The sequence below is a fragment of the Streptomyces odontomachi genome (assembly GCF_024435355.1).
Classification (GTDB): domain Bacteria; phylum Actinomycetota; class Actinomycetes; order Streptomycetales; family Streptomycetaceae; genus Streptomyces; species Streptomyces odontomachi.
This window is the reverse complement of record NZ_JAMJWG010000002.1, coordinates 502,888-517,666: the sequence shown is the minus strand read 5'-3', so window position 1 is coordinate 517,666 and position 14,779 is coordinate 502,888. Positions and strand designations below refer to the sequence as shown.

Annotated in this window: 7 protein-coding genes; 3 read left to right on the top strand and 4 right to left on the bottom strand. The window is 71.3% G+C overall.

The annotated features are described in order from the left end of the window. Nucleotides 1-43: 43 nt before the first annotated feature. From NQO67_RS06825 to NQO67_RS06810, 4 genes are read right to left on the bottom strand one after another with little or no spacing between them, the layout of a single operon-like run. A complete protein-coding gene (locus tag NQO67_RS06825; RefSeq protein WP_255947992.1) occupies nucleotides 44-775 on the bottom strand; it encodes an amino acid ABC transporter ATP-binding protein in 732 nt (243 codons plus the stop codon). Then, nucleotides 775-2,271 (bottom strand): ABC transporter substrate-binding protein/permease, encoded by a 1,497-nt coding sequence (locus NQO67_RS06820; RefSeq protein WP_255947990.1) that lies wholly within the window; start codon nucleotides 2,269-2,271, stop codon nucleotides 775-777. The genes NQO67_RS06825 and NQO67_RS06820 overlap by 1 nt, the downstream gene beginning before the upstream one ends. A 36-nt stretch (nucleotides 2,272-2,307) precedes the next feature. After that, nucleotides 2,308-3,345, bottom strand: coding sequence for a formimidoylglutamase (gene hutG, locus NQO67_RS06815; RefSeq protein WP_255947988.1), 1,038 nt, complete (start codon nucleotides 3,343-3,345; stop codon nucleotides 2,308-2,310). Continuing rightward, nucleotides 3,342-4,088 carry an IclR family transcriptional regulator gene (locus NQO67_RS06810; protein ID WP_255947986.1) on the bottom strand — a complete coding sequence of 249 codons (747 nt, stop codon included), beginning with the start codon at nucleotides 4,086-4,088 and terminating at the stop codon, nucleotides 3,342-3,344. The genes hutG and NQO67_RS06810 overlap by 4 nt, the downstream gene beginning before the upstream one ends. A gap of 736 nt (nucleotides 4,089-4,824) precedes the next feature. On the opposite strand from NQO67_RS06810, the gene NQO67_RS06805 reads away from it, so the two are divergent. From NQO67_RS06805 to NQO67_RS06795, 3 genes are read left to right on the top strand one after another with little or no spacing between them, the layout of a single operon-like run. After that, nucleotides 4,825-10,032: a non-ribosomal peptide synthetase gene (locus NQO67_RS06805; protein WP_255947985.1), complete on the top strand. Its 5,208-nt coding sequence runs from the start codon at nucleotides 4,825-4,827 to the stop codon at nucleotides 10,030-10,032. Nucleotides 10,033-10,039: 7 nt separating this feature from the next. Further along, nucleotides 10,040-14,560, top strand: coding sequence for a non-ribosomal peptide synthetase (locus NQO67_RS06800; RefSeq protein ID WP_255948464.1), 4,521 nt, complete (start codon nucleotides 10,040-10,042; stop codon nucleotides 14,558-14,560). Further along, the gene (locus tag NQO67_RS06795) at nucleotides 14,557-14,751 is read left to right on the top strand and encodes an MbtH family protein (RefSeq protein ID WP_255947983.1); all 195 of its coding nucleotides are present in this window, start codon (nucleotides 14,557-14,559) and stop codon (nucleotides 14,749-14,751) included. The genes NQO67_RS06800 and NQO67_RS06795 overlap by 4 nt, the downstream gene beginning before the upstream one ends. Nucleotides 14,752-14,779 lie beyond the last annotated feature (28 nt).

Here is a 14,779-nt window from a genome sequence, read left to right as displayed (position 1 = left end):
GGTCCCGCCGCGGTGCGTCCGCCCGGTGGAGTCGTGGTGGCCGCTACAGCACCTTGGCCAGAAACGTGCGGATCCGCTCGTTGCCGTTGTGCTCGGAGAAGAACTCCTCCGGCGGCAGGTCCGCGGCGATCCTGCCGTCGTCGATGAAGACGACCCGGTCGGCCACCCTGCGCGCGAATCCCATCTCATGGGTCACGACGATCATGGTCATGCCGTCCCGGGCGAGGTCGGTCATGATGTCCAGGACGTCGTGGACGACCTCCGGGTCCAGTGCGGAGGTCGGCTCGTCGAAGAGCATCAGCTCGGGATCCATGGCGATCGCCCGCGCGATGGCGACGCGCTGCTTCTGCCCGCCGGACAGCCGGTTCGGGTACACGTCGGCCCGCCCGAGCATGCCGACCCGGTCCAGCAGGGCACGGCCCTTGCGTTCCGCCTCCTCGCGGGTGAGCCCGAGCACGTTCATCTGGGGCAGCACCACGTTGCGCAGCGCGGTCATGTGCGGGAAGAGGTTGAACTGCTGGAAGACCATGCCCATTCGGGCGCGCAGCTTATCGAGGTTCGACTTCTTCGGCTCGAGTTCCTCGCCGGTGAACACGACACGCCCCGAGGTCGGCGTCTCCAGCAGGTTGAGGCAGCGCAGGAAGGTCGACTTTCCGCCACCGCTGGGCCCGATGACGGCCACCACCTGCCCGGGCTCGATACGGAAGTCGACACCGCGCAGCACCTGGTGGTCGCCGAATGTCTTCGTGATGTCGAAGGTCTCCAGGAGCGCCATCAGACGTACACCGCCATTTTCTTCTCGATCGCACGGGTAGCGGACCCGATGACGTTGGTGAGGACGTAGTAGAGAAGGCCGATGAAGAGATAGACGGTCAGGGCGTCGAAGGTCCTGGATATGATCGTCTGCCCGACCAGGAACAGCTCGCCGATGGTGATGAACGAGACCAGTGCGGAGTTCTTGGTCAGCGACACGAACTCGTTGCCCAGCGGAGGCAGCATCCGCAGGAACGCCTGCGGAACGACGACGTGGCGCATGGCCGACGCGTGCGACATGCCACACGACCTGGCGGCCTCGATCTGCCCGCGGTCCACCGACTGCACGGCGCCACGGAAGATCTCGGTGACGTAACTGCCGCTGTAGAGGCCGAGCGCCAGGACGCCCGCGACCATCGGCGGCAGTTGGAGCCCGAGCTGGGGCAGGCCGAAGTAGAGGAAGAACAGCTGGACCACGAACGGCGTTCCGCGGATCACGGAGACATAGACGTTGCCGAGCCAGCGCAGCGGCGGGAAACCGCTCAGCTTGGCGAACCCGCCGGCCGTGCCGAGCAGGAGGCTCAGGCACAGCGACATCAGGATCACGGCGATGCTCACCAGCAGACCGTGCTGTATCTGCCCCCAGGACTCGACGATGGTGTGCGGGTTGAGGAGCGGTCGATCCTTCTTCGCGCCCTGGTCGCTCTGCGCCCCGAACCACTTCTTGGTGAGCGCAGTGTACGAGCCGTCGTCCTTCATCTTCTTCAGGGCGGTGTCGAGCGCCGCGGTCACCTCGGCGTCCGACTTCGGCAGGGCGTACGCGTAGTCCTCGCTCGTCAGCCGGTTCCCGACCTGCTTGAGGCCGCCGTGCTGGGCGACGAAGTACCGGCCGGCCGGAGCGCCGGTGACGACGGCGTCGGCCTGGCCCAGCTTCACCGACGAGAACATCTGCTCGTTGGTCTGCACCATGATCAGCCGGGCGTGCGGCTGATGCTGCTTGAGCCACTCGACGGACTTGGTGCCGACCTGTACCGCGATGCGCTTGCCGGAGAGATCGGCCTGGGACTTGATCGTGTCGTTCTTGCCGGCGACGAAGACGGCGAGCCCGCCGGGGTAGTACACGTCCGTGAAGTCGACGACCCTGGATCGCTCGGCGCTGATGTAGATCCCCGATGCCCCCATGTCCACCTGGTGGGCCTGGAGGGCGGGGACGATGTTCCCGAAGGGCATCTGCGTGAAGGAGACCTTCTTGATGCCCGCGCGTGCGGCCAGCTTGCGGACCAGCTCGATGTCGAAGCCGGTCTTGCGGCCCTTGGCGTCGGTGAACTCGAAGGGCGGGAAGGTCGCGTCGGTGCCCACCCGGAGGGTCGCCTGACCCGAACGCAGGCGTGCCAGCTTGCCGGCCTTCCCGTCCTGCTCGGCCGCGCCGGCCGGCGCGGCAGCCGTGAGCATCATGACGCAGGTGACGAGCCCGGCCAGCAGGGCGGCGACTCTTCTCCCCAGGGGCGCTCTTGCCATGGTGATTCCGTTCGGGGTGGGAGTGGTGGGCGAATTTCAGCTCGCTGCGGCGCCGGCTGCCCCGCCGTGGCCGGGGGCCGTGTGGCGGGCGCGGTGGGCGGTCACCGACACGGTGTGGACGAGCCGGGCGGCGAGGTTCGCGGTGCGATGGTCCTGGTCGTGTACGGGGTTGAGCTCCACGACGTCGAGCAGGGCCAGCTTCGGGCTTGCCGCGACCGCCTTGCAGACCTCGACGACGACCGTCGCCGGGACGCCGAGCGCGGCCGGGGCGCTGACGCCGGGGGCGGCGTCGGCCGGCAGGACGTCGAGGTCGATGGTGAGGTGGAGGACGTCGACGGAGTCGACGAAGCGGGCCACGAACGACAGGACGTCGTCGAGGTGGCGCTCCTGGGACTGCTCGTCCGTGCGGTAGCAGACACCCAAGTCGGCCGCGGTGCGGAACAGGGCGGCCGTGTTGCTCGACTCGCTGATGCCGATCACCGCGTATCCGAAGTCGGCGCCGCGTGCTGCCTCGGCGTCTGCGACCTGGCGGAACGGGGTGCCGGAGGTCGCCTGCGGAGCCGTCCGCAGGTCGAAGTGCGCGTCGAGGTTGAGGATCCCCAGGCGCCGGCCTTCGAGCGACCCACCCTCGGCGAGCCCCCGGTAGGAGCCGTAGGCGGTCTCGTGCCCACCGCCCAGGACGACGGGCAGGTGTCCGGCGCGTACCAGGGTGCCGACCGTGGCCGCCAGCCGGTCGTGCCCGGACTCCAGGTCGTGCCCGTGGACGGTGACGTCGCCCGCGTCATGCACGACGATCTCGGTGTGCAGGGCCTTGGACGCGAGCGCCCGGCGTATCTCACCCGGACCGTCCACCGCTCCGGGCCGCCCGCCGTTGCGGCGGACGCCCTCGTCGCTGCGGAAGCCGATCAGGGCCACCCCCGGGGTGCGCGGGTCGGCCGCACCGACCACCGAGTGCCAGCGCCGGTGCGCCGGCCCCGGCCCGTCGACGCGGCCGGTCCAGACCGGGCGGGGCGGGACGGCGGTGCCGCCTGCCTCCGTCCCGGTGCGGTCGGTGTGCTCGGTGTCCGTGATCACGACGGGAACTCCTCAAGGCGGCTGATGTCCTGTGCTGCGGCATGGGTGAAGGTGAGCAGGGACCGCTGGTTGCCGCGCACCCGGAACTCCGGCGCCATGGTGCTGACGGTCCCGGTGACCTGCCCGCGCCGGTCGAAGACGGGAACGCTGACGCCCCACACGCCCTCGTCCACGGCGCCCGTGCTCATCGCGTAACCCCGCTCGCGGACGCGATGGAGATCGACGGCAAGCAGCTCGGCCTCCTCGCGGCTCAGCCGGTGTGCCTCGCATACCTCGGTGACGCGCTCGGCCGGCAGGTGGGCGAGGATCGCCTGGGCGCTGGCGCCGAAGGTCAGCGGCTGGCTCAGACCGGGGGAGAAGCTGCACTTGATCACGCGTGATCCCTCGGCGACCTCGACGCACAGCACCTGCTGGCCGCTCGGGATGAGGAAGGCCGCGAGCTCGTCGGTGTCGGCCGCCAGCCGGGTCAGCCGACGCCGCACCGTTCCGCCGTTGAGCATCTCGCGCCGGTAGTTCTCCGCCATCTGCACCGTGAGCGATCCCGCGCAGTACCGGCCGTGCGTCCGGGCCTGGCTGACCAGGCCGAGCCGCATCAGGTCCTGGAGGTGCCGGTACACGGCGCTGACGGGGATGCCGGTGTGCCGGGCGATGCCCTGAGCGGTCATGGACGACTGCTCGGCGAACGCCGCCAGGATGGTGCCGGTCCGGTGGCCGGGACCGTGCGCGGGCTTCTCACTGATCACGCGCCGGACTATAGACACGAAATCCGGACGCGATGAGTCCGGTCTCCCAGTGAGTGAGAATTTATCTGTTGATCAGTGGGAGATTCCCGTGACGGTCGGCCGAGTGTCCTCTCGCGGGGGTGGGACACGGCGTGACCTGGCGCGCCCCGGGCCCGCCGGATCGTGGGTGACCTGGGCATGTCGGGGCGGGCGCCGAAACCGAGTCGTTCGTGAGGGGCCTGCGTGCGGAGAGATCGGCAAGGTCAAGATCGATCGAAGCCGCCACGGTCCGATGATCCTCGGGGTCGGAACTCGGGGCCGGATTCGGACATCATCCGGTAGGTGTGACGATCTATCCGCGTCAGCGTCGCAGGCCACCCGGCGAGGGTGCCGCCGGGTGGTGGGCGTAGCGGTTGGGAACTGGCCACCGGGGTCCGAGGGGTTGTTGATTGCAGTCGCTTGCAGGGTGCAAGGTCTCTTTGGATCAGACGTGGGTGGTGTGTCCGCGGGACGCCGCGGCCCGTCCACGACTGGTGCCGACGACCCCCTATCCCCACAGAACGGGGCGGTGTGCTGGCGAACTGAGGGTTTTGCCCCGTTCTGCCCTCCGCCTCTCGAAGGCACCACCTGTTAGCCGCCACCTTCGGCACCGTTGAACAGCGCACGTACCACCTTGTGGACGTCGGGTACGGGCGTCGGCGAGGTGGGCTGGCACGTCGTGCACCCTCCCCCTTTGCCCCGGTAGGGAGACTTCGAGATGCCCGCACGATTCACCCTTCCCCTCACGAAGTGGCCGCCTGGAGCGGTGGCCGTGCAGTGCGACGGACGTTCCCCGATCACCTACGCCGAACTCGACACCCGACGTGCCCGACTGGCGGACCGCCTGAGGGAGCGCGGGGTCGGTCCGGAGACGGTCGTCGCCGTTTCCCTGAGCGATCGCGTCGACACCCTGGTGGCCCTGCTCGCCGTCCTGAGCGTCGGCGGTGTCTACCTGCCGCTGGACACCACCGCGCCCGCCGAGAACCGTCGGGAGGTGCTGGCGGACAGCGGGGCGCGGGTGCACCTGCGCCCCGGCCCGCACGCCGGCGCCGAGCCGGTCCTGGAGGGCCGAGCCGGCCCCCCGACGGAGGGCGCCGAGCCCGCGGACACCGACACCGCCTACCTCCTCTACACCTCGGGCACCACCGGACGACCGAAGGGTGTGTGCGTCACCCGTGCGGCCCTGGCCATGCACCTGGACGACATGGCCGAGCGGCTGGAGCTGGTGCCGGACGACCGGGTCCTGTGGTTCGCCGCCCCCCATGTGGACGTCGCGTTGGAACAGGCCCTGACCCCGCTGCGGGTCGGCGCCACCGTCGTCACCCGTGGACCCGGGCTGCTGCCCTTCGGTGAACTGGCCGATCTCCTCGCACGTCACGCGGTGACCGTGGCCAACCTGCCGGGCGGTTACTGGAGCGGATTCGCCTTATCGCTGGACGAACATGCGTGCGCCGCCTGCCGAGGGCTGAGGCTGATGATCTCCGGCAGTGAACGCATGTCCGTCCCCGCGGTCGCGAACTGGCGGCGGCTCCTCCCCGAGGTGCCGTTGCTCAACGCCTACGGCCCCACCGAATCCGTCATCACCTCGACCCTGTTCCGGCTCCCGGCCGGGCCGGTGCCGGACGAGATCCCCATCGGAACCGCCTGCGGCGAGCGGGTGCTCCACGTGCTGGACGAGCGGATGACGCCGGTCACCGGCGGAGACGTCGGCGAACTGTACATCGGCGGTGCCCCACTGGCCCGGGGTTACCTGGCCCGTCCGGCGATGACCGCCGCACGCTTCGTGCCCGACCCGTACGCCGACGCTCCGGGCGCCCTGATGTACCGCACCGGTGACCTGGTCCGCGAGAACGACCGCGGTGACCTCGAATTCGTCGGCCGCACCGACGACCAGGTGAAGATCAGAGGGTTCCGGGTGGAACCGTCCGAGGTGCGGCTGGCTCTGGAGCGCCACCCCGGGGTGCGGCACTGCGCCGTGCTGGGGCGGTCCGTTCCCGGCGGTCGAACCGCCCTGGTGGCCTATGTGGTGGCCCCCGAAACCAGCGCCGCCGAACTGGTGGCCCAGGCCGGTCGGCTGCTTCCGCCGCACATGGTGCCCACCGTCGTGCTGCTGCCGGCCCTGCCGCTGACCGCCGACGGAAAGCTGGACAGGGCGGCTCTCCCCGAGCCCGTGCAGACCGCCACCGACCCCGCCGTCGAACCCGCACAGGACGCGCAACCGTCCGCCGCGGAGGACGAGCAGTGGTCCACCACGCAGACGGCGCTGGCCGAGACATGGTGCCGGATGCTGAACGTGCCGCGGGTCGGCATGGACGACAACTTCTTCGCCCTGGGTGGTGACTCGCTGGTCGCCTTGCAACTGGCCGCCGAACTGATCGCGACATACGGGCCCGGGCTGCCCGCCCAGGCGGTCTTCTCCGCGGCCACGCTGGCCGAACTGGCCATCGTCGTGGACAAGGTGGTCGGCGAAGGCACGCAGGAACCCGCCACGCCGGAGCACCGGCACGTACCGGGTGGTGCGAACCGGGCCGGCGCGCACACCACCCGGCCGGCGGACGGCGGCCTGTCGGCCGGTCAGCGCTCGCTGTGGTTCCTGGAACGCTGGGCGCCGGGCACGGCCACCTACAACGTGCCCTGGGCGTTCACGCTCGACGGCCCGGTCGACCACACCCTGCTCGAAGAGGCCCTGCGCACGATCGTGGCCAGGCACGACGTCCTGCGCTCGGTGTTCGTCGAGCGCCTGGGCGAACCGCGGCGCGTGATCCGTCCGGACCTGACCCTCGACCTGGACCTCGTGGCACCCACCGCGGCCCCGCCCGTCGGAACGACCGGGAACGCCCCGGACCCGGCGGACCGGGAAGAGGCCGCCCGTGCCTCCCTGAAGGCCGCCGCCCGGGCCCCGTTCGACCTGGAGCACGGCCCCCTGTACCGAGCCGTACTGGTGCGCACGGACGAGGAACGGTCTGTCCTGCTCATCGTCTTGCACCACCTGGTCTGGGACGAGCTGTCCCTGACCGTCTTCGAGCGTGAACTCGCCGAAACCTACACCGCGGCCGTAGCGGGGCGTGCGCCCGTGTTGCCGCCGCTGCCCGCCCACTACGACGACTTCGTCGCCTGGCAGCGGCAGCGGAGCGACACCGCCGCCCATCGAGCCGGGCTCGACCACTGGGCCCGCCGGCTGGCCGGTGCGCCGACCCTGCTGCGGCTGCCCACCGACCGGCCCCGCCCGGAGCAACCCGGCCATGACGGTGCCACCGTCGCGTTCGCGTTGCCGACGGCTGTCGCCTCCCGGGTCCGGGTCCTGGCCCGGCAGGAGGGCGCCACCCCCTTCCTCGTGCTGCTCACCTCCTGCGCTCTCACGCTGCGCGCGTACGGCGGCCGGGAGGACATGGTGATCGGCACCCCGGTGGCCGGTCGCAGCAGGCCCGAGTTCGAAGGGCTGCTCGGATACTTCGTCAACCTGCTCGCCCTGCGCATCGACCTCTCCGGCACACCCACCTTCCGGGAGCTGTTGCGCAGGGTCCGCACCAGCGTGCTGGCCGACCTCGGCCACCAGGACGTGCCGTTCGAGGCGGTGGTGGACCGGGTGCTCGGCCAGCGCCCGACCGCACACGCCCCCCTGGTCCAGGTGGTCTTCGAGATGCACCGGCACACCGGTGACGGTTGGCGGGCCGGACCGCTCACCGTCCGCCGTGCGCTGGTCCCGACCGGGACGGCGAAGTTCGACATCAGCTGGCAGGTCACCGACGACGGACGAAGCTTCCACGGAGTGGTCGAGTACAACACCGGGCTCTTCGACGAGGACACCGTGCGTGACCTGGTCCAGGACTGGAAGGCCCTGCTGCGCGACGCGATGCACGAGCCCGACACCGCAACCTGCGCCACACGAGGGGTCACGGCGCGACCCCCGTCCGAGCCGGCACGGAGGAGAATGGCCATGGAGCACACACCGGCTGAGCACCCCTCGAGCGGACCGGTCCCCGCCGTCGCCCACGCACGGGACACCTCCGCAGACCCGGGCGCCGACGCGCCGCCGGACCACACGATGACGCTGTACCACCAGCTCCGCTCCCGGCCCGACGGCGATCCGCAGCGGCCCGCCGTGTCGATCGATGCCACGCACCTCGGCCATGCGGAGCTGACCGCGTCCGCCAACCGCCTCGCCCACCGGCTGCGCTCGCTCGGGGTCGGCCCCGGGGTCGTGGTGGGTGTCCTGGCCGAACGCTCCCTCGACCTGGTCACGGCGCTGTACGCGGTGGTCGCGGCGGGCGGCGCCTACCTCCCGCTCGATCCCGAACACCCGGCCGAGCGGTTGCACCACATGGTCACGGAGGTGCAGGCCCCCGTGGTGCTCGCGCAGCGCCGGTTCATCCCGCTGCTGCCCGCGGGGGAGGCCACGGTGCTGGACCTCGACGACCCGGACCGGTGGGCCGAGGATCCCGACCGCGCCCCGGAGCCCTGGGCCGGCCCCGAGGATCCCGCCTACGTGATCTTCACCTCCGGTTCCACCGGGCGCCCCAAGGCCGTCGCCACCTTCCACCGGGCCATCCACAACCGGCTGGCCTGGATGGACGCGCGGTTCCCTCTCACCGCCGACGACGTGGTCCTCCAGAAGACGCCGTTCGGCTTCGACGTGTCGGTGTGGGAGTTCTTCTGGCCGCTGATGACCGGCGCGCGACTGGTCCTGGCCCGTCCCGGTGGCCATCGGGACCCCGGCTACCTGCGCGATTTGATCGTCGCCGAGCAGGTGACCACCGTGCACTTCGTGCCCTCCATGCTCCGTGTCTTCCTGGCCCAGCAGGGTGCCGAGGAGTGCCGGTCGCTGCGCCGCACCGTGTGCAGCGGGGAGGAACTGCCCCCACGGCTGGTCAACGACTTCCTCGGACGGATGCCCGGGGAGCTGCACAACCTCTACGGACCCACCGAGGCCGCGGTCGACGTCAGCGCCTGGCGGTGCCGGACGCTGCCGCAGACGGCCCGCACCACTCCGATCGGCCGCCCGATCAGCGGTGTGCACCTGCACGTGCTCGACCCCGCCGGCGAGCCGGTGGCGGCCGGCGCACGGGGCGAACTGCACATCGGCGGTGTGGCCGTGGCGATCGGCTACCTCAACCAGCCACGGCTCACCGCTGACCGCTTCGTGCCCGACCCGTTCCGTGCCGACGGGAGCCGGCTCTACCGCACCGGCGACGCCGCACGCTGGCGCGCGGACGGCGAGCTGGAGTACCTGGGCCGGCTGGACGACCAGATGAAGATCCGCGGTCAGCGGGTCGAGCCGGGCGAGATCGAAACCGTGCTGGAAGGGCACCCGGCGGTGTCGAAGGCCGTGGCGGTGCTCGTCGCGGACGGTGAGGACCACCGCTTGCAGGCCTACGTGGTGCTGGCGGCCGGGCACGCGGTCGATGCCGTCGAACTGCGCGCCCATGCCGGATCGGTGCTGGCGGACCACATGGTGCCCACCCACTTCCGCCGCCTGTCCGAGGTGCCGCTCACCGGCAACGGCAAAGTGGACCGGTCCGCCCTGCGGACCGGGGACGCCGGGGACCCGCTGCCTTCCGGCACGTCCCGGCTCGAAACGGACGGCCCGCAGGAGGCCGAACCGGTGGAGCACGTTCTGAACCGCATCTGGTCGATGGTGCTCGACCTGCCCGGGCTCGACCGCGACCAGGACCTGTTCACCTCGGGGGCGCACTCGCTCAACACCCTGCGGGTGCGGGCCAGGATCGCCGTGGCGCTGCACGTCGACGTGCCCCTGCGCACCATGTTCACGTCCCGGACGATCGCCCAACTCGCCGGGTCCGTCCGGGCGCGTGCCGACTCCGTCGAGGACGTCGAGCGGCGGGCTTCCGCCGTGGCCTCGCTGCCACCGCTGAACGACGCCGAGTGGGTGCGTGCGGTGACCGAACTCGACATCGAGGTGAGCTGAGGTGACCATGAGTGCTTCCTGGCGACCCATCGTCCGCGCCGGCGAGACCACCGCACCACTGTCCGCCGCCCAGTGGTCCCTGTGGTTCCTCGACCAGTGGGAACCGGGCACGGCCACCTACAACCTGCCCTGGGTCCAGCGGCTGCACGGCCGACTCGACCCCGCCCTGCTGGAGCGCGCCCTGCGCGGTGTCGTCGAGCGGCACGAAGCGCTGCGCACGGTGTTCTCGGCGGCCCTCGGCGAGCCGAGACAGGTGGTGCGCGCGCACGTCGACGTGCCGTTCACCGTGCGGGACCTCACCGGCGAGCCCGATCCGGAGTCCCGGTCGGCGCAGCTGTTGCAGGACCTGGTGCGCCAGCCGTTCGACCTGGAGCAGGGACCGCTGCTGCGCGGCTGCCTGCTCAGGACGGGGCCGGACCGGTGGGACCTGGCGGTGGTCTTCCACCACATCATCTGGGACGAACTGTCCACGGCTGTCTTCGAACGGGAGCTGGCCGAGCTGTACGCCGCGGCGGAACAGGGCCGGCCACCGGCCCTGGAACCGCTGCCCGTGCAGTTCGCCGACTACGCACGCTGGCAGCGGGAGCAGCAGACGGGCCCCGGCTACGAGCGCGCACTGGAGTACTGGGAGCGGAGGTTGGGCGATGCGCCGAAGACGTTGGCGCTGCCCGCCGACCGTCGCCGCCCCGCGTCCCAGAGCTTCCGCGGCGCCACGGTCACCGTGCCGCTTCCCGAGGGCTTGCTGGGCCGGGCGCGCACCCTGGCCCAGCACGAAGGAGCCACCGGCTACATGCCGCTGCTGGCCGCCTTCGCCGTCTTCCTGCACCGGCACACCGGCCAGGACGACCTGGTGATCGGCACCCCGGTGGCCGGCCGTGACCGGCTGGAACTCGAGGGCCTGCTCGGATACTTCGTCAACATGCTGGCGCTGCGGATCGACCTGGGCGGCGAGCCGACCTTCAGGCAGTTGCTCGGGCGGGTCCGCGACAGCGTGCTGGAGGACTTCGACCACCAGGACGTGCCGTTCGAGGCCGTGGTGGACCGGGTGCTCACCGACCGAACGCCCGGCCACTCCCCGCTGGTGCAGGTGGTCTTCGGCTACCACGACAGCCGAGGCACGGACCGGCTGCGACTCGCCGACGCGGTGGGCAGCCCGATGTCCACCGACACCGGCACCGCCAAGTTCGACCTGATCTGGGCGGTCTGCGACGAGGACGCCGGGACACGGCTCGAAGTCGAGTACGCCACCGACCTCTTCGACGAGTCGACGGTGCTGCGCATGGCCCGGCGCTGGGTGCGACTGCTGGAGCAGGTGCTGGCCGATCCCGATGCCGGGGTCGGGCTCGTCGACCTGCTCACCGACGAGGACCGTGCGGTGGTCCAGCCGACGGCGGCGCCCCAGGTCTCGATCGACGCCCGGCTGCACGAGTCGTTCGAACGGGTGGCCGCGGCGCACCCCGACCGCACCGCCCTCAGCCACGGCGCCGAACACCTCACCTACACGGAGTTGAACGCCCGCGCGAACCGGCTGGCCCGCTCCCTCCGTTCCCGCGGCGTCGTGCCGGGGGACCGGGTCGGACTGCTGCTGGAGCGCGGCCCCGGCCAGGTCGTGGCGGTGCTGGCGGTGCTCAAGGCCGGCGCCGCCTACGTGCCCGTCAACCCCGCCGACCCGGCTCACCGGCAGACGATGGTCTTCGGTGATGCGCAGGTGCGGCTGGTGCTGCGCGACGAGGACGTGGCCACCGCAGGGGCGTCCGGGGCGTGGCCGGCGGAGGACCTGGCACTCGCCGGTTCCGTCGAGGACTCCGCCTATGTGATCTTCACTTCCGGTTCCACCGGGCGCCCCAAGGGCGTGGAGGTGACACACCGCAATGTCGCCGCCCTCTTCGACGCGGCGGACACGGCGTTCGGGTTCGGCCCGCAGGACGTGTGGACCGGGTTCCACTCCTACGCCTTCGACTTCTCCGTGTGGGAGATGTGGGGGGCGCTGCTGTACGGCGGGCGGTTGGTCGTGGTGCCCCTGGCGATCGCCCGGGCCCCCGGACGGTTCGTGGAACTGCTGGTACGCGAACGGGTCACCATCGTCAGCCAGACCCCGTCCGCACTGGCCCAGCTGACCTCAGCGCTGGCCGACCTGCCCGTACCGGTGGAGGGCCTGCGCTGGGTGGTGCTGGGCGGCGAGGCGCTCCAGCCGCACCACGTCGCGCACTGGTTCGAGCAGGCCGGAGCCCCCCGGGCGCGGCTGTGCAACATGTACGGGATCACCGAGACCACCGTCCACGTGACCGCCCACCAGATCGACTCGTCGCACTCCTTCGGGCACAGCATCATCGGCCGCGCACTGCCGCACCTCTCCGTCGCGGTGCTCGACCCGCACGGTGTGCCGGTGCCGATCGGTGTGGTGGGGGAGATGGTGGTCGGCGGGGCCGGGGTGGCCAAGGGCTATGTCGGCAATCCCGACCTGACCGCCCTCCGGTTCGCACCCGGGCCGGTGCCCCACGACGCCACGCCGTGGTACCGCACCGGAGACCTGGCCCGGTGGCGGGCGGACGGCACCCTTGAGTACCTGGGGCGCATCGACGACCAGGTGAAGATCCGTGGCTTCCGCATCGAGCTGGGCGAGATCCGCCACGCGCTCCTCGCGCACCCGCAGGTCCGGGACTGCGCCGTGATCGCGCACCCGGACCCGGACGGCCCGTCCCGTCTGGTGGCCTACACGGTGGGCGGGGCCGCTGCCGCTGACGTGCGTGCCTTCCTCGGCGCACGGCTGCCCACCCACCTGGTGCCCTCGGTCATCATGGCCGTGGACGAACTGCCGCTGACCTCCAACGGCAAGGTCGACCTGCGCGCCCTGCCCCACCCCAGGGCCGAGGCCGGGCGCGACAGCGAGCACACCGCACCGGACACCGCCGCGGAGCGGCTCCTGGCCGGGGCCTGGCAGGAGGCGCTCGGCGTGGAGGACGTCGCCAGGGAGGACAACTTCTTCTCCCTCGGCGGCGACTCCATCCGCAGCGTCCAGGTGGCCGGCCTGCTCCGGGGCCGCGGCTACGAGCTCGACCTGGAGGCGTTCTTCACCACCCCCGTGCTGGCCGAACTGGCGCCCCAGCTCAGGCGCGCCGACGAGGCCGACGACACCGGCGAGCGAGCACCGTTCGCGTTGGTGTCCGCGGCGGACCGCGCCTACCTCCCCGCAGGTCTGGACGACGCCTACCCCATGACCGCCATGCAGCTGGCCATGGTCTACCACCTGGAGGCCGACCCGGGGCGCCGTCCCTACCAGAACGTCAACAGCTACCGGATCTCCGGCGACTTCGACGAGAAGGCGTTCGCCTCCGCGCTCGCCGAGGTCCTGCACCGGCACCCCGTGCTGCGTACCAGCTTCGACCTGGTCTCCTTCAGCGAACCGATGCAACTGGTCCACCACGACGTGCCGGTGCCCCTGGTCGTGGAGGACCTGTGCCAGGTGGGCGAGTCCGAGCAACTGGCCCGCGTCACCGACCTGGCGCTGCACGAGTGGGGCGTCTCCTTCGACCTCGGCACCGCCCCGCTGCTGCGGGTCCTCGTCCAGCGCCTGTCCGAGGACGTCTACCAGCTCACCCTGGTGGAACACCACGCCATCCTGGACGGCTGGAGCTTCACCTCGCTCTTCGCCGAACTGCTGGAGCGGCACGCCGCACTGCGCGACAACCCGTCGAGCCCCCCGCTCCCGGCGCCCGCCTCCCTCTTCCGGGACTACGTGGCCCTGGAGGCGGCAGCCAAGGAGTCCACGGTGTCACGGGACTTCTGGAAACGGCGGATGTCCGGGGTCCGCCCCACGCGGTTGGGTGCCGCGGAGCGCGGCTCGGGACGCGGAGCCGACACGGGTGTCCTGGAGCGCGTGCTGCCGGCCCAGACGGCGGCTCGTGTACCGGCGTTCGCCGCGGCCAACGGGATCGGCGCCAAGAGCGTCGCGCTCGCCGCACACGTGGCCGCGCTCTCCCGGCTGGCCGGCACCCCCGAGGTGGTGACCGGACTGACGGTCAACGGCAGGCTGGAGGACGGGGCGGGCACGGAGACCCGCGGAGTCTTCCTCAACACCGTCCCGCTGCGCGTGGGGCTCGACGGGCAGACCTGGACCTCCCTGGCGCGCGAGGTGCACCGGCAGGAGAGCGAGATCACCCCGCACCGCAGGATGCCGTACAGCGAGATCGCCAGGTACCTGACCGATCCCACCCTGGACTCCAGCTTCACCTTCAACCGCTTCCACGCCCTGGGCCGCCTGACGTCCGCCCAGGCCGGCATCGTGGACCTGCGGCTCGGTGTGGAGCCGACGGTGCGCAGGGAACCCAACCACTTCGCGCTGAACGTGGTGTTCGTGCAGGACCCGACGTCCGACCGCGCCATGTTGATCGTCGACAGTGCGGACACTGCCGTGACGGCCGTTCAGCTCCACCAGTACGTCGCCGACTTCTTCTCGGCGATCCAGCGCATGGGCGAAGTACCGGACGGCTCCGTCACCACGTGGCGGCGCGGAGAGGAGTCCCGATGAGCGAGCCGCAACCTCCCCGGACGTACACGGTGGTGGTCAACGACGCCGGACAGTACTCGGTCTGGCCCGCGCACCGGGCGGTGCCCGGGGGCTGGCGGGAGGTCGGTGTCCGCGGTGACCGGGACACCTGCCTCGACCACGTCGAGAAGGTGTGGGAAGGGCCGCGTCCCAACGTGCCCGACCCCTCCTGAACCACCTCACTCCGCCAACCGATCGCCC